The sequence below is a fragment of the Formosa sp. S-31 genome, assembly GCF_051172795.1.
GTDB lineage: Bacteria > Bacteroidota > Bacteroidia > Flavobacteriales > Flavobacteriaceae > Formosa.
In genome coordinates this window covers 146,608-166,260 of sequence record NZ_JAENDK010000009.1, presented here as the reverse complement: position 1 = coordinate 166,260, position 19,653 = coordinate 146,608, and the positions used below count along the sequence as shown (strand labels likewise).

Sequence of the window (19,653 nt, the reverse complement as noted above, 5' to 3'; positions counted from 1 at the left end):
TGCAGATTTCTGCAGGCTTTTTTTATGTGCCTAATTTTTAAGATATTATTTGAATGTAAGAAAAGAATTATTTATTTTGGTTAGATGGAATCTATTAATCTACCAAAACAACCAAACATTCTAATATCCTATCTCAGGGTAGGAAAACTTCTGTATTATTCTTTAGCACTCTTTATAATTGAATCTATAGTATTCTGGCATTTTTTTAAGGAATCGCTGAAACAGGATAATCGTTGGGTACAAGGTATTTTACTGGTTTGTTTTCTGTTTAGTTTTGTGCATATATTTCTGGTTGTTATGGATGGTTGGTCGCGGTTTCAGAATTACAGAAGAGCAAAAGATCAGTTTTACGAATATGGATTCCAGAATAGAATTGCTGCAAATTACATCGGCTCTAAATGTCAGCGTGCCGCAGCTCTGGTTGCAGCCAGTGAGTTGGGCATAGAACAGAAAGTGGCTGCATATTATGAAAAACGGGGCGTAAAATGGCATCATTTTGTGCCTTATTTTATGGTCAAGGATCCGTTATTCTTATTTAAAAAGGCATTTTGGTCCAGAACCTTTCTCGAAAAAAAATACACACCTAGGTTCGATTATAAAAAACTTCAATTGGAACTTACTTCATGATTTTATCGGTTAAGAACGTAACGAAATCATATGGTAATCTTCATGTCTTGAAAGCGGTGAATTTAGCTTGTAAGGCTGGAGAAATTTGTGGTTTGCTGGGAGCAAACGGCGCAGGAAAAACGACCTTGTTTAAAATTATTTTAGGCTTAATACAACCAGATTCGGGTACTGTAACTTTAAATGTTAAAGGGGTAAAACCTATTGGTGGAATTATTGAAAAACCAGCGTTATATGAATATTTAAATGCTCGGGAAAACCTGAGGTTGTTCTGTAAAATTCAGGGCTTAAAACTCAGTGATTCTGAATTGGAGCTTAAACTTAAAGAAGTAGGACTTCCAGTGGACAGACATGATCCGGTGCGTAATTTTTCTATGGGCATGAAGCAGCGTTTGGCAATAGCGATAGCCATGCTTAATCATCCTAAATGTTTAATTCTGGACGAACCATTTTCCGGTTTGGATCCATTGGGAATTACTGCTTTAAGAGGATTAATTACCGATTTGGCCGAAAAGGAAGGGTTGGCCATTATAATCTCCTCACATATAATAGAAGAGCTGAGTAAAATTTGCAACATGCTTTATGTCATTAAAGACGGTAGTATTATAAAATCGGGACCAACTCAGGAACTCATAGTACATAATACGACCAGTTATAGTTTTAGTGCTCCGGATATTAAAAATGCAAGAGTCTTAAAAGGCTATGAAGTTCAATTTAAAGGAAATTCAGCAAGCGTGCAATTAAAAGCCGAAGAGGTGCCAAAGCTCATTCAAAAATTACAGGAAGAACAGATCTACATTACCTCCTGTGTACCGGAATTAAATATGGATAAACTGTTTGATTATTCGAAAGTATGAGAGCATTAGTAGCATCAGAATTTTATAAATTGTTTAAACAGGGAAAAACCTATTACGCATTGGCTGCCTTATTTCTTATTGAAAGTGTGGTGCTGATTAGTGCATATTTTCAAGGGGCAACGATTATTGATATTTTGCTGGATAATTTAAAACAGTCTTTTTATTTTGAAGGCTCGCTGTTAAATGGCAATTTATTGGTATATCTCATTTTAAATTCATTGTGGTTTAATCTGCCTTTAATTTTAATGATTATAGTTTCAGGTATGCTGACTTCTGAGTATAAAGATCGCACGGTTCAGGCTGTCATGCTACAACCCGTAAGTAAGTGGAAGTTTATGTTGAGTAAATACATTGTAGCTATTATTTTTACATTGATTGTAGTCGTGTTAGTAGCGCTTTCATCATTTTTGCTATCCTATGGTATATTTGGAAAGGGCGACTTAATAGTGTATTTAAATGCGCTTAATTTTTTTGAACAGGAAGACGCATTTAAACGTCTCATCTGGGCCTTTTTTTCAGGGGCATTTTCCATGGTATTTTTTTCGGTTGCCAGTCTAACTTTAGCCGTATTTTTTAAGGAAACAACCAAAACATGGATAGTTGCAGCTTTATTTTTAATACTCTCGAATATTTTATTGAAGGTAGATTTCGGGTATTCCTTTATAAACAGTGTTTTATTTGTTAAGCTAAACGATACCTGGCAATATTTTTTCTATCATGTAATAGATTGGAAATTAATAGGTCGGAATACACTAATGTTAACCATTTATATAGGGGCATGTATAGCTTTGGGAGTGTATGTATTCGATAAAAAAGATATAGGATGATGCGATTCGTATTTTTGTTTTTAGTAGTATTAAATGCAGCGGCTCAGGAAGTTGATGCCGATTTGTTAGCTGTAAAATCGCGTATGGATGCCATAACGGCTTTTAATGTGGATTTGCAACTGGATGTTGATGTTAGCTTTATTAATATGCCAACGAAATACGCCAAAATGGTGTATCAGAAAGGAAAACCCACAAAGTTTGAGTCTACAGATTTTGTCATGTTACCTAAACGAGGGCTGGATTTTTCACTTCAACAATTGTTTGAATATCCGTTTATAACTGTAGACCGGGGGGAAGAGTTGAGGCAAGGGGTGTCGCTAAAAGCTGTAAATGTAATTCCAACCGATAAGCGAGCTGACTTTGCTATTGCTACCTTATTGCTGGATACTCGCTTGGAACGGGTCGTAGAATCAGAAATAAATACCAAGAAAAACGGCACTTATGTGGTGGTGTTTAATTATGATAAGGAAAGCGAAATTTTACCGGATATGGTTCATGTGAATTTTGAAATTGAACGTATAAAAATTCCTTTAAATTATATGGGCAAAGGTGCCGAGGTCGATAAAACTGAATTGAAAGCCGATGGCGTTAAAACGGGAAAAATCATTCTAAAAATGACCAATTACGATATAAAAACAAGCTTGTAAGTTATAAGTTTTCCAATTCTAAATTAAAATCGTATTGTAGGTCTTCATGCAGTGTGGTAATGTGTTTTTTAATACTTTCCAATTGTCTGTTATAAATATTTCTCAAGCTGGTGTCTCGTTTGTAATCTGGTTTCATGTCTTTTAATTCGGAGCAAAAAAACAAGAGTAATTCAACTTCGGTTTCTTTTTTGCCGGAATAGCGGCAATATGTTTTTATCCTTCGAAGTATTTTACGAACACTTTTTTTAATGTAGAAATAGCTTTTGGTATTAATAGCCTCAAACTCCTGACGAATTTCTGTTTGAACCTGAGCGATGAATTCACCTTCATCCGACGCCTCAAAAAGTAAATAGGTGAGTAGTTCTTTATTTTCTTTTTTGAATTTTGATAATCGCAGACATAAGGCAATAAGTTCGGGTTGCGACAAATCTTCCAGTTCGGTTTTTAGCGCTTTTACAGTAGCTGCTTTCATTTACACTTTATAATGGTTTCGTATTAATTTTCTAACGTATATTAACCTATAAAGGCCTATACCCAGAACGATAGGAGCAATAATGAGTAATACAATTCCAAAAGATTCCAGATTCTCGAACATATGCATTTTTATAATGGTAAGTCCCGTACCTAAAAACACCATAAAGGTTCTGAAATACGCTAAGAACGTACGTTCGTTAGCCAGTTTCGTCCGTTCTATAGCCAACCAGTCTCTGGTGATTAATTTTGAGGTGTCTGGAGTTTGTTCATTTACCATAACTGATGCACTTCTGGTTTTATATATTGGTCGTAAATACGGTTCATTTCATTGAATTGCGTTTCCGAGAGTTCAGGTAAATTTAAAGCAGAAAGGTTGGATAGAACCTGTTCGGCTTTAGAAGCACCTGGTATAATGCAGCTTATTTCAGGGAATTTTAAAATCCATTGTAAAGCTATAGGTGCCAGATTCGAGTTATTCGGGAATAAGGCTTTGAGCTCATCTACCGCTTTTAGTCCCAAGTCGTATGGAATTCCGGAAAAGGTTTCGCCTTTATCGAAGGCATCTCCGTTTCTGTTAAAAGTTCTGTGGTCGTCTGGTCCAAATGTGGTTTGTTTGGAAAATTTTCCACTAAGTAGTCCGCTGGCTAATGGCACTCTAGCAATAATTCCAACATTCTTTTTTGAAGCTTCTTTAAAAAACAGTTCAGAAGGTCTCTGGCGAAAGACATTAAATATAATCTGAACGGTTGTTACGTTATCAAATTCGATGGCTTTCAAACCTTCTTCAACTTTTTCTACACTCACTCCTAAATTTAAAATTTTGCCTTCATCCTTTAAGCGGTCGAAAGTTTCAAAAATTTCTGGACGATAGAAGACTTCAGTCGGTGGGCAGTGTAATTGTATCAGGTCCAGACAATCCAGTCCGGTACGTTTTAAACTGTCTTCTACATATTTTTTTAGAACTTCAGGTGTGTAGCCCTCATTGACGTGTGGCGTAATTTGGCGTCCACATTTTGTAGCTACATAAATGCGTTCGGAACGGGAACGTACTACGCGGCCAACAGCAGTTTCGCTTAATCCGTTATCGTAAACATCGGCGGTATCTATAAAATTAACACCCTGATCTATTGCTGTATTTAGTAAGCTGTCGGCAGAACTGTGATTGAATTCAGATCCCCATTTACCACCAACCTGCCAGGTGCCTAAAGAGATTTCAGAAATGTTAAAGTTGGTTTTGCCGAGGCTGCGATATTTCATTGGTTTAATTTTTTAAATTACTAAGTAAAGATACTAAATGCATGGATAGGGGCATAAAAAAAGCTCAACCTTTCGGTTGAGCTCTTCTCTCATTTATTTTAACTCTGGATTAGTTACCTTCTCCTGCTAAATTTTTCATTTCTTTTTCTACCATTTCGTAGAACTGGTCGATTTTAGGAAGAACAACAATACGCGTACGTCTGTTTGTAGCTCTGTTTTCTGGAGTGTCGTTAGCAACTAAAGGCACATAGTGACTTCTACCAGCAGCAATAAGTTGAGCTGGATTAACGTCTAAGTCTTGTAATGCACGTACAACAGAAGTTGCACGTTTAACACTTAAATCCCAGTTGTCTTCTAAAATACCACCTTTTTTGTAAGGCACGTCGTCTGTATGACCTTCTACCATACACTCGAAGTTTGGTTTACTGTTAACAACTTTAGCTACTTTAGCTAGCACTTCTTTTGCACGGTCTGTTACGATATAACTTCCGCTTTTAAATAATAATTTATCTGCAATCGAAATGAAAACAACTCCTTTTTCAACGTTAATTTCAATATCAGGATCGTTAATTCCCACTTCACGTTTTAAACTGGTAACTACAGCTAAAGTAACACTGTCTTTTTTAGTTAAAGCGTCTTGTAAACGTGTAATTTTAAGATCTTTTTCTTTTAAACTTTCTAAAGACTTTTCAAGGTTTTCAGCACCTTTTTGTGTTAAGGTAGTTAAATTACCTTTAGTGTCAATTAAATCGTCAATTTGATCTTTAAGTGCTTCTGCTCTTGCCGTAGCGGCTGCCTTATCGGTCAAACAGGCATTTAATTTAACAGTTGCAGAATTCAGTAAATCTTGAGTTTCTTTTTGTTTGGCTTCTAAAGCAGCATATTCTTTCTTAGATACACAAGATGATAAAAGGAGTAAAGCAGCTACACTGCTTAAAATCAGTTTCTTCATGAGAATTTTTTAAATTATATTTAAACATACCAAAAATATAAAAAAAATGACGCTTAAAAGCGCTTTAACAAAACTTTTATGAACTTATTTATAATTGATTAAAGTTTTTATTTTTTTTAACAAAATATGCCCAAACAATCGAGCGGACCGTAAAATAATTTTTTGTCTTTAACGTTGTTTTTCGCTGTTTTAGGAGTCTTGGTAAATGCAAATAAAACTTAAAATGTGCTTTTAAAATAGATACTATATGGAAGGGTTTTAGAGCTATTAAAAATTTAACGGCAGCGAGTCCATCTAAAAGTAAGCGCATGAAAATAATTCCGAAAATATTGCCACTGGCATTTTTTACTAGTGTGTAAAGACTGTTTCTGAAATTTAAATAGGTTTTCTGCGGATTAGACGATTGTAAGGTTGCGCCTCCAACATGATAAACTGTAGAAGCAGGGACACATTTAATGGTATGGTTTAAATTTTTTGCTCTCCAGCATAAGTCGATTTCTTCCATATGTGCAAAGAAATGCTCATCGAAACCTTGTAGTGATTTAAAAACGGATGACCTGATGAACAGACAGGCACCGGTAGCCCAGAAAATGTCTTCTTCAGCATTGTATTGTCCCAGGTCTTTTTCCAGAGTATCAAAAATACGACCGCGACAAAACGGATAGCCATATTTATCTATAAAGCCACCTGCGGCTCCGGCATATTCAAAATACTCCCGGTTTTTGAAATCTAAAATTTTGGGTTGTATAACGGCCGTGTTAGGTTGTGTTTTAAAAGTTTCAATTATAGGCTGTAACCAATTAGGAGAAACTTCAATATCGTTGTTTAATAAGCAGTAAATATCGGCATCTACGTGTTTTAAGCCTTCATTGTACCCCTTGGCATAGCCACCGTTTTCAGAATTAATAATAATTTTTACATCTGGAAACTCTGTTTTTAAAAAAAACACAGAATCATCGGTAGAAGCATTGTCAATTACATATATATCTGCTTCTGGAGAATGGGATATAACTGAAGGTGAAAATTGTTGCAGTAAGGCTTTGCCGTTCCAGTTTAAAATAACGATAGCGAGCTTCATGGCTTAGTTATGGTCTTTATAATTGGGAATGTCTTTTAAAAAATTATAGGCTTCGGCTTTAAAGTCCATCTGACAATAATAATGATTTAATCCGTTAGTTACCATTAAATACTCGCCGTTTAACGTTAGGTTATATCGGGCAATCTGGTCGAAAGTAGTTTGGTCTATAGTTACTTTTGGTGCTTTACATTCCACTATTAAATGTATGGAACCGTCAGGATTAAAAACTACAATATCGTAGCGCTTTTTTAAATTATTTACGCTAAGTTCTTTCTCCACATTAATCAGAGATTTTGGAAATCCCTTAACCTGAATTAAGTATTGTACACAGTGTTGTCGTACCCATTCTTCTGGCTGAAGAACGATAAATTTTTTACGTATTTCATCAAAAATAGAAATTTTATTTTCGCTATTTTTGAATCGAAATGTAAACCTTGGAAAGTTGAGCTCCTGCATGATTAATTCTTGAGTGTTCAAAGGTAGATTTCATAATTCAAAAACCAAATTCCATCACCTTATTTTTGGAATTCAATACCAGAGCATTTACAGTTTGGACGAAATTAAACAATTAGTAGCCGATATTAAGCAAAAGAAATTAAAACCTATTTATCTGTTAATGGGGGAAGAACCTTATTATATAGATAAAATCTCTGATTACATTGAAGCCAATGTACTTAGTGAAGAGGAGAAAGGCTTTAACCAGATGGTGCTTTATGGTCGTGATGTTACTATAGAAGATATTGTTGGTCAGGCTAAGCGCTTCCCGATGATGGCCGAATATCAGGTGGTTATAGTAAAGGAAGCTCAGGAATTAGCCCGAACTATAGACAAGCTTGTGGATTACGCTAAGCAACCGCAGCCATCTACTATTCTGGTGCTTAACTATAAGTATAAATCTGTAGACAAACGGAAAGCGGTATACAAAACCATTAATAAAACAGGTCTGGTTTATGAAAGTAAGAAACTTTACGAAAACCAGGTAGCCGATTGGATTAGACGCGTATTATCTCCTAAATCGTATACTATTACGCCTAAAGCAGCACAGATGCTTGTGGAGTTTTTAGGAACTAATTTGAGTAAAATAAGTAATGAACTGGAAAAACTTCAGATAATTTTACCTGAAGGCACCCAGATTACACCCGACCATATCGAGGAGAATATCGGGATAAGTAAGGATTATAATAATTTTGAGTTAAGAAAGGCCGTTGGTGCTAAAGATGCCGTAAAAGCTCATAAAATAGTAAAATATTTTGCCGATAACCCTAAGGACAATCCTATGGTGGTTACGGTTTCGTTACTCTTTAGTTTCTTTTCTCAATTACTTCATGTGCATGGTATGAGTGATAAGAATCCGCGTAATGTAGCTCAGGCCCTAAAAATTAGTCCGTATTTTGTGGACGAATATTTAACAGCAGTTAGAAATTACCCAATGAAAAAGGTAAGTGCTAATATAGCAACTTTAAGGGAATTCGATGTTAAAAGTAAAGGGGTGGGGGCAAATGCCGTATCTCAGGGCGATTTGTTAAAAGAACTATTGGTACTCCTGATGTCTTAGTTGCTGTTTTATCTTAAGACCAATTTTTTTACCACTTCTTTACCCAGATCCTCATTAAGCATTGCAATAATTTTTTGCTTACCGTAACTCAACTCTTCTCTAAGCACACTGGAACTTAACTGCACGTAAAGTGTCTCACGTTCTAAGCTAATGGCTGTAGTGTAATTGTTTACGCCGTTTCCCATAAGTTTGGTCCAGGCATCTCTAACATTAACCTTGTCTAAACCACGTTCTAGTTTATTGGTTTCCACAAATTCTTTTAGAACGTCTGAAATGCTTAAATGATCATTATTACGTTTAGCCATGAAATATTAAAGGTTTAAAGGGATATAACGTTTATACGAGTAAATGTTATGGTTTGGGTTAGTAAGTTTTAAATGATTTTTATCTAATTCCAGAATGGTTTCCTTCCAGCTGGAAAAAGGCGTCTTGTAATACAGGTTTATACTGTCACCTTCAGTCTTAAGAGTTATAGTTTCTTTTTCCGTAACGGGAATATAGACATCCTTATCCGTTGGTTTCATTTTTTGTCTGAAGCCTTTTAAACTGTCATTCAGTTCGAATTGTTCTACGGTTTCGTTTATTTTGTAAATGTGTTTAGAGCCATCGGGTAAAGTCACGTCTTCTATTTCCCAGTACCCGTTTAAATCTTCAGGATTAATGTCTGGTTTAGAAGTACAGGCTAATAAAAGAATTAAGGATAAACCTGTTAACAGATATTTCATAGCTATAATGTTATTCGCCAATTTTAAATAATTGATAAGATTGATGCACTTGCTTAATAGCATTCTCTGTCCTGTCGGCATGTGTATCACTAATAAACAATTGCCCAAAATTGGCATCGTCCACCAATTTAATAATTTGTCCCACACGTTGTTCGTCCAGTTTATCAAAAATATCATCTAAAAGCAGAATAGGATTAACTCCACTTTGCGCTTTAATAAAATCGAACTGTGCTAATTTTAAAGCGATTAAAAACGATTTTTGTTGCCCTTGACTACCGAATTTTTTTATCGGATGGTCTTTAATCTGAAATAATAAATCGTCTTTATGTATACCAGTAGAGGTGTATTGTACGGCACGATCTTTACCAATGTTTTGGTTTAACAATTCGATAAGTGGGCCATTAAATAAATCACTTTTATAACAGAGGTCTATGGTTTCCTGCCCGTTGCTTATTACTTTATGACGTGCCTTGAAAATAGGAACAAAGGTTTCCAGAAAGGTCTTTCGCTTTTCGAAAATTGAGGTGCCAAGCTCGTGCATTTGCTGGTTATAAACGTCCAGTGTGTCTTTGTTAAACGTGTAGTTAAGTGCAAAATATTTTAATAAGGCATTGCGTTGTGCCACAGTTTTGTTGTAATTAATAAGGTCGTTTAAATAGGATTTATCACTTTGCGAAATCACACTATCCAGAAATTTTCTGCGAGTTTCGCTGCCTTCAATAATTAAATCGCGATCTGCCGGAGAGATAATTACCAGGGGTATAAAACCAATATGGTCACTAAATTTTTCGTACGGCTTACCGTTGCGTTTTATCACTTTTTTTTGTCCCTGTTTTAAACTTACAATAATTTTTTCGGGCGTGTCACCTTTCAAAAAATCACCATTTACTACAAAAAAATCGGCATTGTGGTTAATATTCTGGGAAGCAACAGGGTTAAAGTAACTTTTTCCGAAGGCCAGATGATAAATAGCATCCAAAATATTTGTCTTTCCAACTCCGTTTTGTCCTACAAAGCAATTAATTTTGTTGTCGAATTCAAACGATTCGCTTTCAAAATTTTTATAATTAATTACAGATAAGGATTTTAGAATCATAAAACGAAAGATAAAGATCTAAAACGATTTTTACGTTAGAAAGTGCCGCAAATTATTGAAAAATAACAAATAAATTAGCTTTTATTTCTACAGAAAAATTTTATTTTTGCGCCGACTAATATAGAATTTATGGCAACTTATAAGAAAAGAGGTTACAAACCAACTGCAAAACCTGAAGTAGAAACCGAAATTGAAAATTTCGATAACGTAGAAGAAACTTCAACTACAGCCGAAGTTTTTAATACTTTAGACGAAACGGCTTCAAAGACTGAAGAATGGGTAGCAGGTAACCAAAAGTATATTTTTGTTATTATAGGGGTGGTTGCAGCTCTTGTTTTAGGATATTTAGGTTATAATGAATTTGTAGCGCAGCCAAAAGAAAGTGAAGCTATGAACGATATGTTCCAGGCACAAAAGTACTTTAATGAAGCTGTAAACGGAACGGAAAAGGATTCACTTTATACTTTAGCGTTAAACGGAGGAAATGGGAAATATGGTATGTTAGATATCATAAACGAACATGGAGGAACTCCGGCAGCTAATCTTGCAGAGTATTACGCAGGTATGGCTTATTTAAATTTAAAAGATTATAAAAACGCTGTTGAACATTTAAGCAATTTTACAAGCGAAGATGAAGCTTTGGCTCCTTTAGCTAAAGGTGCAATAGGAGATGCTTTTGTTCAGTTAAACCAGTTAGACGACGCTTTAGATTACTATAAGGAAGCTGCAGAAATAAGAACAAATGAATTTACAACACCAATGTATTTAAATAAAGCAGGTTTAGTAGCTTTAGAATTAGGTAAAGCAGATAAGGCTTTAGGCTACTTCGAAAAAGTAAAGAATGAGTATCCAAATTCGGCTGAAGCTACTACTATCGATGTGTTTATTGGAAAAGCACAGGTGTTAGCAAATAAATAATATATGGCAACAGCTAATAAAAATTTATCCGATTACGATAAAACAACAATCCCAAACGCGAACAACTTTCGGTTTGGGATTGTTGTTTCAGAATGGAATGATACCATAACCAATGGGTTGTTTGAAGGGGCTTATAATACACTTCTAGAACATGGTGTTAGTGCCGACAATATCAAACACTGGCAAGTTCCGGGAAGCTATGAGTTGATTTACGGTTGCAAGAAAATGCAGGAACAACATGTAGATGTTGTTATCGCAATAGGTAGTGTAATCCAGGGAGAAACTAAACATTTCGATTTTGTTTGCGAAGGCGTAGCTCAGGGGATTAAAGATTTAAATGTATTACATGACACTCCGGTTATTTTTTGTGTGTTAACAGATAATACTATGCAACAGGCTATAGACCGTTCTGGAGGAATTCATGGCAATAAAGGGACAGAAGCGGCCATTGCTGCTATTAAAATGGCGCATTTAAGAAGTATAGCGTAATAAAATCGAGTACTATATTAAAAATATAAAGAACTCCTGGCTTGTATAGTCGGGAGTTTTTATTTTATGGCTTTCAGGATTCCTGAAAGCATAACATTAAAATCAAATTCAGGTGCTTCGGTTAATCCAAAGCGAACGATAACCGTTTCTTTTGATGGAATGATGCTTACTTTTTGCCCTTGAAAGCCATTACAGGAATACAGGTCTTTTGGTAAATCCGGAAACTGGCCTCCGGCATTTAACCAGAATTGAGCGCCGTAAATGCCGTCCGAGGTGTTTGTCGGGGTCGTGGTGTAATTTATCCATGCTTTAGTTAATATTTCTTCTCCATTCCAGATTCCATTGTGCAGATATAATAAACCAAATTTACTCCAGTCTCTTGCGGTAGCCCAGCCATATGACGATCCAATAAAATTCGCTTCAAAATCTGTTTCAATAACCATGGAATGCATCCCAATCTTATCTATAAGCTCGGTATACCAGAAATCCAGATAATCCTGCTTGTTTTTAAACTGATTCGCAATAAATGCTGATATTAAATTTGTGGTTCCGGATGAATAATTCCAATGTTGGTTGGGTTTGTTTATTAGTGGTTTTTCTAATTGTATTTTAGGCATATCAGGTGCCTGATACAGCATTTTTGTGACATCGGAAATGGCATTGTAATCTTCAGTCCATTCCAGTCCACTATTCATTTGTAAGAGGTTATTTAAAGTGATTTCTGCGCGCTGGTCTTCATCCCAGGATTTAAATAAATGGAATTGATTTCTATTTACTTTTCCTTGCTTTTCAAGAACTCCAACAATAGCACTGGTAATACTTTTGGTCATAGACCAGCCTAAAATTTTCGTGTCTTTGTTAAAACCATCGGCATATTTTTCGGCTATAATATGATCTTTGTAAATAACCAAAAGTGCTCGGGTACGCTTTTGTTTTTCATTGGGAGCATCGAAGGCGTTATTAACCGCTTTATCTAGTTGCTTATAATCAATGTTTTTGAAAATTGTGTCTTTTTGTGCTTCATCTCCATATGGGAAAGGAGCAGTATTTGGTTTGAAATTCCGCTTAGGTTTTAAACTGATTTGTTGCGCACTAGAGTTTTCAGGGAGTAAAATACAGCCTAAACCTTCTTTATAAACAGCTGTTCTGGGATTAAGGCCGAAAAGAGTAGAAGTAACCGATTTGTTCTTGTAATTAATATTGTTTTTAGTATAAAAAACAGGAGAAAAGTCGTTATCCTGACTTTCTATAGAGGTAAGGTCTCTTTGTGCTATAAACGTGCATGAACATACATTTTTAGAGGCAAACCCTGTAATAATATCCAATTTTGGGTAATTGGTATAAACCACAAAACTTAATATAATTAGAAGAAGAATACCGGTAATTTTTAAAGCTGTTTTCATAGTAACCTTATGATTTTGAAAGATAACGAATTAAAATTATTTAAGGTTTTAATTTGTAATGGGATATAAAAAGTACTAATTTAAATTTAAGGTAACTTAGGTTACATAGCTAATAGATGTAAAACCTATTTTTGCCTTCAAAAAAAATATTTTAATTAAACTATGGATTTTATTTTAAACCCCTGGCCTTGGTATGTTTCGGGCTTTTTAATTGCGGTACTCATGTTTTTATTGTTGCTTTCCGGCAAACGATTTGGAATGTCATCTAACTTAAGAACATTTTGTAGTATGTGCGGAGGCGGTAAAGCCAGCGATTTTTTTAATTACAACTGGAAACAGGATAGTTGGAATTTATTTGTTGTTATTGGCGCTGTTTTAGGCGGTTTTGTAGCAGCACAATATTTATCGGCTAACAGTATTCCGGATATTAGTGAAAGTACAAAACTAGCACTACAGGATTTAAATATTTCTGACAAGAACAGCTATTTACCGGCAGAGTTATTTTCGATGGAAGCATTATCAAGTGTTAAAACTTGGGTGATTTTAATTTCAGGCGGATTTTTAATCGGTTTCGGTGCGCGCTATGCCGGAGGTTGTACGTCTGGTCATGCTATTTCCGGATTAAGTAATTTGCAATTACCATCTTTAATTGCCGTAATTGGATTTTTTATAGGTGGATTAGTAATGGTTCACCTGTTGTTTCCTTTAATTTTTTAAGAACATGAAAAAGTTAATATATATCGTTTTAGGTTTTGCTTTCGGAATTATAATGTATAAATCGGAAGCTGCGTCGTGGTTCAGAATTTATGAAATGTTCAGATTTGAATCTTTTCATATGTATGGTATTATAGGAACAGCCTTAGCTTTTGGGGTTATTTTTGTTCAGTTGATTAAGCGTAAAAAATTAAGAACCTTCGATGGCGATCCTATAATTATTGAAGAAAAAGAGCGCTCTTTTGCCAGATACATGTATGGCGGTATCATTTTTGGTCTCGGATGGGCTTTAGCCGGAGCATGTCCGGGCCCTATATTTGTGTTGATCGGGGCAGGATTTGTACCTGTAATTGTTGTGTTCCTATCGGCTGTTTTAGGCACTTTTGTTTATGGAGTCGTAAAAAATAAGCTTCCGCACTAAAAAAATGGTGTAACATTTTAAAAGGTTTGTCGTCTTATGTATAACAGTTAAAGTATTGAAACCATGAGAGAAGATAAACAACTTTTAGTTATTACCCATTTAAGTCAGCTGGTTACTTTAATAACCGGTTTTGGAAGTTTGTTAATTCCTTTAATTATCTGGATAACTCAAAAAGATAAAGTTTGGATGATGGATGAAAATGGTAAAAACATCCTTAATTTTCAAATCAGTTTAATTGTTTACGCTTTAATTTGCGTACCGTTAATACTTGTATTAGGACTAGGATTATTAGGTTTTGCCCTCATTGGTATACTTGGGATTGTATTTCCTATTTTGAATGCCATTAAAGTGAGTAACGGAGAAACACCAAGATATCCTTTATCTTTTAATTTTATTAGTTAATCCTTTTTAAGATAAAGTTAAAAACGCCAACTTTTCAGTTGGCGTTTTTTTTAACATGAAAAAAGTATTTATGCTAAGCTAAAACAGCTTCAGCTTCTGTGGGAATAGCGTTAATCTCAGCTTTTAAATCGGCAATAAAACCATCAATTTGAGCAATGGTAATACCGGGTACACAAATAACGTGTGCTATATCCTCCTGAGATGCCAGCTGATGTTTTTTACAAAGTGCTATACTTGGTTTAGGTAAGATTACAGTTAATCCCTGGTTATTTCTCCAGGCTTTTACCCCAATTTTGTTTAATTCCTCTTCAGTATATGCCGCAACTTTCTGGGCAGCTACAACACGTGCCTTTAGTCCGTCATGCCCGTGTCTCTGGATGAAATCCCAGATAAATAATGGTGTAAGGCCGTTACGCGAACCTGTAATTGTAGTATCCATAGTCCCAACATAAGAAACCATGTTGGCGATACGATCGCGGTGTCTTCGTTTTACTAGTACAGCACCACATGGAATAGGGCTACCAATAAATTTGTGTCCGGAAATGGCAATACTATCTACGCCTTCGGCAAAGTCAAATTTAGGTTTTGGGTTTACGTAAGGAGCAATGGTCCCTAAAAAGGCCGCATCGCAGTGGATGAAATAATCCTTGATGGCAAACTTTTTAATAATGCGCTTAATTTCGTCCAGTTTGTCTACGGCTTCTGTCATTGTAGTTCCAATGTTTAAAAAGAAAATAGCGGGTTTATCACGACGAAGCGCAACAGATTGTTCCAGATCTTCATAGTCCATTTCGCCGTTTTCCTGAGAGCGGATTACAATGTTAGGTATATTTAATAAATGCAGGTTTTTTTTAACACTATAATGTGTACTTTCACTATAGTATACCATAGCATTAGGGAAACTTTCACGTGCAAGGTATAAGGCATAAAGATTACCTTCGGTTCCTCCGTTGGTTAAATAACCCCAAACATCCTGCATGTTGGTGGAAAGCATTTCGGCAAAAAATGAAATACACTTCAGTTCTATATCTTTAGTATCTATGGCAAATGTAGAAGGGGTTTCGGGATCACCTACGTTATTGATGCAAATCCCTAAAAAAGGAGCAAAGTCCTGGTAAGAGAAATCTTTGGATACAGGATAGCCTAAAAAGCTGTCTGAAAAGTGTTTAATTCTGTGGTAGATTTCTTTGATTTCTGCTGAGTTCATAATATTAAAATTTGTTACGCAAAGATATATTATGTGGTAAATATTTTGTGTTAAGGAAGTTTATTTGAAAAATTATTCTAATAATATTATTTTTGAAGAATAAAATTCTTTTTAACTGAAAGTTTAACACCGAAATAGAAAATAATACCATGATTAAACTGGACGATATTGACTATAAACTGATTGAAGCCCTGGAACGGGATGGAAAACAGTCTATAAAACAACTGGCAGAAGGCGTAAACCTTTCAATAACACCCGTACATGAACGTATTAAGAAGCTGGAGGCTTCGGGGGTTATTAATAAATATACTGCTGTAATAGATTACAATAAGCTGGGAAAAACGTTAGTGGTGTATTGCCAGGTTACTTTAAACAGTCATCAGGAAGAGCCTTTTAAAGCGTTTGAAGCTTATATAAATACTTTGGATGATGTTGTGGAGGCTAATTATATTGCGGGGACGTACGACCTTTTATTGAAGATTCTTTTAAAGGATATGAATGAGTATCAGGAATTCGTTTTAAGGAAGTTGTCTAAGCTGAGTATTATTTCCAACATTCAGAGTTCTTTTGTTATTAAGAATATAAAGGATTTAAAAAGTAAAGTCCTGTAAATTAAAAAATCTACAGGACTTCAATAGGATTAATTATTTAATGTAATGTTTTAGTTGTTAAGCATTACCGGCATTACCAGCATAGTAACCTGTTCTCCTTCGTCTAAACCATCTACAGGTGTTAAGATTCCAGCCCTGTTTGGTAAACTCATTTCAAGTTGAACGTCATCGGCATTCAGGTTGTTTAACATTTCTGTTAAGAAACGCGAGTTGAAGCCTATCTGCATATCGTCTCCCTGATAATCACAGGTTAAACGTTCTTCGGCCTTGTTGCTATAGTCAATATCTTCGGCAGAAATATTTAATTCTGCACCGGCAATTTTTAAACGAATCTGGTGCGTGGTTTTATTAGAGAAAATACTAACACGTTTTACCGAACTTAAAAACTGATTTCTGGCAATAGTAAGTTTGTTAGGGTTTTCTTTTGGTATTACCGCTTCGTAGTTTGGATATTTACCGTCAATTAAACGACAAATAAGCTCTACATTATCAAATGTGAATTTTGCATTAGAATCGTTGTATTCAACAATAACATCGTCTTCGCTTCCAGCCAGTATACCTTTTAATAAATTTAAAGGCTTTTTAGGCATAATGAATTCTGCGACCTGACTTGCAGAAACATCTTCACGAGTATATTTTACTAATTTATGAGCATCGGTAGCTACAAAGGTTAAACCTTCTGTAGAGAACTGGAAAAACACGCCACTCATTACCGGACGTAAATCGTCGTTACCTGCAGCAAATATAGTTTTGCTAATGGCGGTTGCCAAAATGTCTCCCTGAATAGTTGTTGTGCTTGGATTTTCCAGGGTAACAGCTTTAGGAAATTCTTTTCCGTCGGCGTATGCCAATGCATATTTACCGTGATTAGAGCTTATTTCTATAGTATTATTGTCTTCAATAATAAAGGTTAGAGGTTGCTCTGGAAACGTTTTTAAAGTATCTAAAAGTAAACGCGCAGGAATGGCTACACTACCATCGCTATCACTTTCTACTTCAAGTGTGGCAGACATGGTGGTTTCTAAGTCGCTTGCCGAAACAGTTAACTTAGAACTGCTTAATTCAAAAAGGAAATTATCTAAAATAGGTAAGGTGTTCGAACTGTTAATTACACCACCCAGTACTTGTAATTGCTTTAATAAATAGGTACTTGATACTATAAATTTCATCTGTATCTTAAAGGTTAATTATACTTCTTACAAATATATCGGTTAAAGGTTTAATTAAGAAACAAACTTATTAACATTTAGGCACTGTACTTTTTTTTGCGTATATAATTAAATGCAATTCCGAAGATGGCTAATAAGCCCAATGGTAACAGGGTATTAAGCAGTTGCCAGCTTAATTTGGACTCCGCAATTTTCTCGTGATTTAAGAAAGGAACCTTTATTTCTTTCGTTCTAATGTTTATAAGTCCGTTATCGTCCAGCAGATAATTTACGGTATTCAGTAAGAATTCTTTATTTCCGAAGAGCTGACCGGTCCAGCGATCGAAACCTAATTCCTGAGGAATATTTTTTATCACATCATTTTTAATCAGATCGCCATCAGACACCACAATTATTTTTGCCAGACTTCCGGTTTCTTTTTCAGAATCTAATTTAAAGGGCTTTAAACGGTTTTTGTAGGCCGAGGTAAACACTCCTTCAACAAGAACAGCCAGTGGCTGACTTCCATTGATAAACTGCTTAGGATCGGGGTCTTTGGTGACAATATCTAAACTAATTTCTTTAGGAGTACCTTCCAGTTTGCTGAGTTTGGCACTTTCCAGTAGAATGGTTTTTTTAAGATTGTTTTTAAGCGTGTCTATAGGGTTTGCAAAATCGAATTTAATTAAATTGATATTGTTTACTATAGGGTGATGGTTTTCCGGATTTACAAGCGGGGAGTAAGGCCAGCGTAAATTCTGGAACTGAGCATTGCTGCCTTCGCCCATGGCCAGTGTTATGGGGGCAGAATACGGTGTACTTACCAGAACAGGGTTAATTCTTACCCCGTATTTAAAGAAAAGATCGGTAAGATTTAAATCGCGAGCCAGAGCAATGGAGCGTCCTTCTGCGTTGTAAAGGCTGTCTTTTTCCATGGCCACGGCATCTATTAGCCATAGGCTTTTACCGCCGTTCATGGTATATTGGTCTAGAACAAATTTTTCTTTTTCAGAAAACGCCTCAGTCGGTTTTGCTGCTATAATCAGGTCGTAAGCGTTTAAAGCTTTCAGGGTTTTTCTAGGGGCAAGTTCTACACTATCCAGTGTAAAAGGAGCTATAAAATAATAATCGCGCAGGGTAGTAACAAAATCGGCTATGTATTTATTTTCCAGTTCGCCATTACCTTTTAATACAGCGATTTTTTTACGTTTAGGATAAACTAATTTATTTAGTCCATCGGCAAATGCATATTCCAGATGTTGAACGGAATTGCTAACCAGATCCTGTTGGGAAGCTCCCAGCTTGTTTTTTACCAGAGGAATTTTTACGGTAGTATTGTTGTAACTGGCTAAAGCCCATGGAAAAATAATTTCCTGACTGCTCTTGCCGTTTTCCTGAACGGTTAACTGCATCGGCGTCATCCCTCGATCGTTAAGCTGCTGTATAACCTTATCGCGATTAGCTTCGTTTTCTAACGGATTTATAAAATTGTATTTGATATTACTGTTTTCGGCATAAAGTTCGTCCAACAGCTGCTTTGTTTCTGCCTGTAGCTTTCTGAATTCCGAAGGAAACCCTTCTCCTTCTAAAAATACATCGATAAGCACTGGGGAATCGACATCGTTAATAATGTTTTTTGTGGCTTCGCTTAAAGTGTATCTGTGATCCTGAGTTAAATCGAATCGTTTATATAGCTTAGCTCCTATGATGTTGACTAAAATTAAAACACCAACAACAAGAGCGATTTGTTTTACGTTTTTACTCATCAAATTTTAATTCTAATTGATAATGTTCAACTTTTGAAGCCTTATCAGCATCAAAGGTTATTTTAATACATTCCTGCATGCGGTTAAAGGCTCCGGGTTTTATACCTAAATTGTAATTCCAGAAATTAGAATCGTTTGCTTTAATGGCATCGTTCCAGCTAAACCATTCTGGCTTACCCAGTAGTTGGGCGACTTCATTTTTTGATTTGTTAATCACTAATTCTGATGTTTCCAGATGGTCTGCCATTTCGTAGCGTAATCCCGGTTTGCCTTTCCATGCTTCTGAATCAAAATATTTTTCATGATGATAATCGGTAAAAATGTTGATTAAAGGATACAGTACATAAAAATATATTACAGGAGTGAGTACAAGGCTAATGAGACCACTAACCCAAATACGTTTGTCTATAGTTCTGGCAAATAGCCATAATAGGACGAAAAGGACCGAAATTATAATTACAAAAGCAGTTGTAAGTATCATG

The 19,653-nt window shown here is 35.5% G+C and carries 25 protein-coding genes; 11 read left to right on the top strand and 14 right to left on the bottom strand.

The features are described 5' to 3' along the window. Positions 1 to 84 precede the first annotated feature (84 nt). The 4 genes from I3217_RS14440 to I3217_RS14425 are packed head-to-tail and all read left to right on the top strand — an operon-like array spanning position 85 to position 2,955. Positions 85 to 627 carry a hypothetical protein gene (locus I3217_RS14440; protein ID WP_435050483.1) on the top strand — a complete coding sequence of 181 codons (543 nt, stop codon included), beginning with the start codon at positions 85 to 87 and terminating at the stop codon, positions 625 to 627. After that, entirely contained in the window at positions 624 to 1,481 is an 858-nt protein-coding gene (locus I3217_RS14435; protein WP_435050482.1) for an ABC transporter ATP-binding protein, read from the top strand. Before I3217_RS14440 ends, I3217_RS14435 begins: the two co-directional genes overlap by 4 nt. Continuing rightward, on the top strand, positions 1,478 to 2,308 hold the full coding sequence (locus tag I3217_RS14430) for an ABC transporter permease (RefSeq protein WP_435050481.1): 831 nt from the start codon (positions 1,478 to 1,480) through the stop codon (positions 2,306 to 2,308). The genes I3217_RS14435 and I3217_RS14430 overlap by 4 nt, the downstream gene beginning before the upstream one ends. Beyond that, positions 2,305 to 2,955: a hypothetical protein gene (locus I3217_RS14425; RefSeq protein WP_435050480.1), complete on the top strand. Its 651-nt coding sequence runs from the start codon at positions 2,305 to 2,307 to the stop codon at positions 2,953 to 2,955. The genes I3217_RS14430 and I3217_RS14425 overlap by 4 nt, the downstream gene beginning before the upstream one ends. Position 2,956: 1 nt before the next feature. On the opposite strand, the gene I3217_RS14420 is transcribed toward I3217_RS14425, so the two are convergent. The 6 genes from I3217_RS14420 to I3217_RS14395 all read right to left on the bottom strand — a co-directional run bounded on the left by I3217_RS14420 (position 2,957) and on the right by I3217_RS14395 (position 7,172). Then, positions 2,957 to 3,427, bottom strand: coding sequence for a hypothetical protein (locus I3217_RS14420; RefSeq protein ID WP_435050479.1), 471 nt, complete (start codon positions 3,425 to 3,427; stop codon positions 2,957 to 2,959). After that, positions 3,428 to 3,706 carry a DUF202 domain-containing protein gene (locus tag I3217_RS14415; RefSeq protein ID WP_435050478.1) on the bottom strand — a complete coding sequence of 93 codons (279 nt, stop codon included), beginning with the start codon at positions 3,704 to 3,706 and terminating at the stop codon, positions 3,428 to 3,430. It lies immediately after the preceding gene. After that, positions 3,700 to 4,686 carry an aldo/keto reductase gene (locus I3217_RS14410; protein ID WP_435050477.1) on the bottom strand — a complete coding sequence of 329 codons (987 nt, stop codon included), beginning with the start codon at positions 4,684 to 4,686 and terminating at the stop codon, positions 3,700 to 3,702. Before I3217_RS14410 ends, I3217_RS14415 begins: the two co-directional genes overlap by 7 nt. A 109-nt stretch (positions 4,687 to 4,795) precedes the next feature. Next, the gene (locus tag I3217_RS14405; protein WP_435050476.1) at positions 4,796 to 5,638 is read right to left on the bottom strand and encodes an OmpA/MotB family protein; all 843 of its coding nucleotides are present in this window, start codon (positions 5,636 to 5,638) and stop codon (positions 4,796 to 4,798) included. A gap of 88 nt (positions 5,639 to 5,726) precedes the next feature. Then, positions 5,727 to 6,716, bottom strand: coding sequence for a glycosyltransferase family 2 protein (locus tag I3217_RS14400; protein ID WP_435050475.1), 990 nt, complete (start codon positions 6,714 to 6,716; stop codon positions 5,727 to 5,729). A gap of 3 nt (positions 6,717 to 6,719) precedes the next feature. After that, entirely contained in the window at positions 6,720 to 7,172 is a 453-nt protein-coding gene (locus tag I3217_RS14395; RefSeq protein WP_435050582.1) for a type I restriction enzyme HsdR N-terminal domain-containing protein, read from the bottom strand. Positions 7,173 to 7,266: 94 nt separating this feature from the next. Here I3217_RS14395 and holA point away from each other — a divergent pair, with 94 nt between their 5' ends. Then, positions 7,267 to 8,271 carry a DNA polymerase III subunit delta gene (gene holA, locus I3217_RS14390; protein ID WP_435050474.1) on the top strand — a complete coding sequence of 335 codons (1,005 nt, stop codon included), beginning with the start codon at positions 7,267 to 7,269 and terminating at the stop codon, positions 8,269 to 8,271. An 8-nt stretch (positions 8,272 to 8,279) separates the two neighbouring features. Here holA and I3217_RS14385 read toward each other — a convergent pair whose 3' ends face one another. Genes I3217_RS14385 through recF form a run of 3 tightly spaced genes read right to left on the bottom strand, consistent with a single transcriptional unit; the run spans position 8,280 to position 10,092 of the window. Beyond that, positions 8,280 to 8,576: a DUF721 domain-containing protein gene (locus tag I3217_RS14385; RefSeq protein WP_435050473.1), complete on the bottom strand. Its 297-nt coding sequence runs from the start codon at positions 8,574 to 8,576 to the stop codon at positions 8,280 to 8,282. 6 nt (positions 8,577 to 8,582) lie between these two features. Then, positions 8,583 to 8,996, bottom strand: coding sequence for a lipocalin family protein (locus tag I3217_RS14380; protein WP_435050472.1), 414 nt, complete (start codon positions 8,994 to 8,996; stop codon positions 8,583 to 8,585). 10 nt (positions 8,997 to 9,006) lie between these two features. After that, positions 9,007 to 10,092, bottom strand: coding sequence for a DNA replication/repair protein RecF (gene recF / locus I3217_RS14375; protein WP_435050471.1), 1,086 nt, complete (start codon positions 10,090 to 10,092; stop codon positions 9,007 to 9,009). A 129-nt stretch (positions 10,093 to 10,221) separates the two neighbouring features. Here recF and I3217_RS14370 point away from each other — a divergent pair, with 129 nt between their 5' ends. Both I3217_RS14370 and ribH read left to right on the top strand, forming a co-directional pair. Further along, a complete protein-coding gene (locus I3217_RS14370; RefSeq protein ID WP_435050470.1) occupies positions 10,222 to 11,010 on the top strand; it encodes a tetratricopeptide repeat protein in 789 nt (262 codons plus the stop codon). Positions 11,011 to 11,013: 3 nt separating this feature from the next. Further along, positions 11,014 to 11,499 (top strand): 6,7-dimethyl-8-ribityllumazine synthase, encoded by a 486-nt coding sequence (gene ribH / locus I3217_RS14365; RefSeq protein WP_435050469.1) that lies wholly within the window; start codon positions 11,014 to 11,016, stop codon positions 11,497 to 11,499. Positions 11,500 to 11,558: 59 nt separating this feature from the next. Here ribH and I3217_RS14360 read toward each other — a convergent pair whose 3' ends face one another. Then, complete coding sequence (locus I3217_RS14360; protein WP_435050468.1) at positions 11,559 to 12,902, bottom strand: serine hydrolase domain-containing protein; 1,344 nt, start codon at positions 12,900 to 12,902, stop codon at positions 11,559 to 11,561. 162 nt (positions 12,903 to 13,064) lie between these two features. Here I3217_RS14360 and I3217_RS14355 point away from each other — a divergent pair, with 162 nt between their 5' ends. The 3 genes from I3217_RS14355 (at position 13,065) to I3217_RS14345 (ending at position 14,439) form a co-directional block, all read left to right on the top strand. Continuing rightward, the gene (locus I3217_RS14355; RefSeq protein ID WP_435050467.1) at positions 13,065 to 13,619 is read left to right on the top strand and encodes a YeeE/YedE family protein; all 555 of its coding nucleotides are present in this window, start codon (positions 13,065 to 13,067) and stop codon (positions 13,617 to 13,619) included. Between the two features lie 4 nt (positions 13,620 to 13,623). Next, positions 13,624 to 14,037 (top strand): DUF6691 family protein, encoded by a 414-nt coding sequence (locus I3217_RS14350; RefSeq protein ID WP_435050466.1) that lies wholly within the window; start codon positions 13,624 to 13,626, stop codon positions 14,035 to 14,037. A gap of 63 nt (positions 14,038 to 14,100) precedes the next feature. Further along, positions 14,101 to 14,439, top strand: a complete 339-nt coding sequence (locus I3217_RS14345) for a DUF4870 domain-containing protein (protein ID WP_435050465.1) — start codon at positions 14,101 to 14,103, stop codon at positions 14,437 to 14,439. A gap of 73 nt (positions 14,440 to 14,512) precedes the next feature. On the opposite strand, the gene I3217_RS14340 is transcribed toward I3217_RS14345, so the two are convergent. Further along, positions 14,513 to 15,646 (bottom strand): histidine decarboxylase, encoded by a 1,134-nt coding sequence (locus I3217_RS14340; protein ID WP_435050464.1) that lies wholly within the window; start codon positions 15,644 to 15,646, stop codon positions 14,513 to 14,515. A 149-nt stretch (positions 15,647 to 15,795) separates the two neighbouring features. On the opposite strand from I3217_RS14340, the gene I3217_RS14335 reads away from it, so the two are divergent. Next, on the top strand, positions 15,796 to 16,257 hold the full coding sequence (locus I3217_RS14335) for an Lrp/AsnC family transcriptional regulator (RefSeq protein WP_435050463.1): 462 nt from the start codon (positions 15,796 to 15,798) through the stop codon (positions 16,255 to 16,257). A gap of 50 nt (positions 16,258 to 16,307) precedes the next feature. Here the strand turns inward: I3217_RS14335 and dnaN are convergent, their stop codons facing one another. From dnaN to I3217_RS14320, 3 genes are all read right to left on the bottom strand, one after another. Further along, entirely contained in the window at positions 16,308 to 17,426 is a 1,119-nt protein-coding gene (gene dnaN, locus I3217_RS14330; protein ID WP_435050462.1) for a DNA polymerase III subunit beta, read from the bottom strand. Between the two features lie 77 nt (positions 17,427 to 17,503). After that, the gene (gldG, locus tag I3217_RS14325) at positions 17,504 to 19,171 is read right to left on the bottom strand and encodes a gliding motility-associated ABC transporter substrate-binding protein GldG (RefSeq protein ID WP_435050461.1); all 1,668 of its coding nucleotides are present in this window, start codon (positions 19,169 to 19,171) and stop codon (positions 17,504 to 17,506) included. Beyond that, a complete protein-coding gene (locus tag I3217_RS14320) occupies positions 19,164 to 19,652 on the bottom strand; it encodes a hypothetical protein (RefSeq protein ID WP_435050460.1) in 489 nt (162 codons plus the stop codon). Before I3217_RS14320 ends, gldG begins: the two co-directional genes overlap by 8 nt. Position 19,653 lies beyond the last annotated feature (1 nt).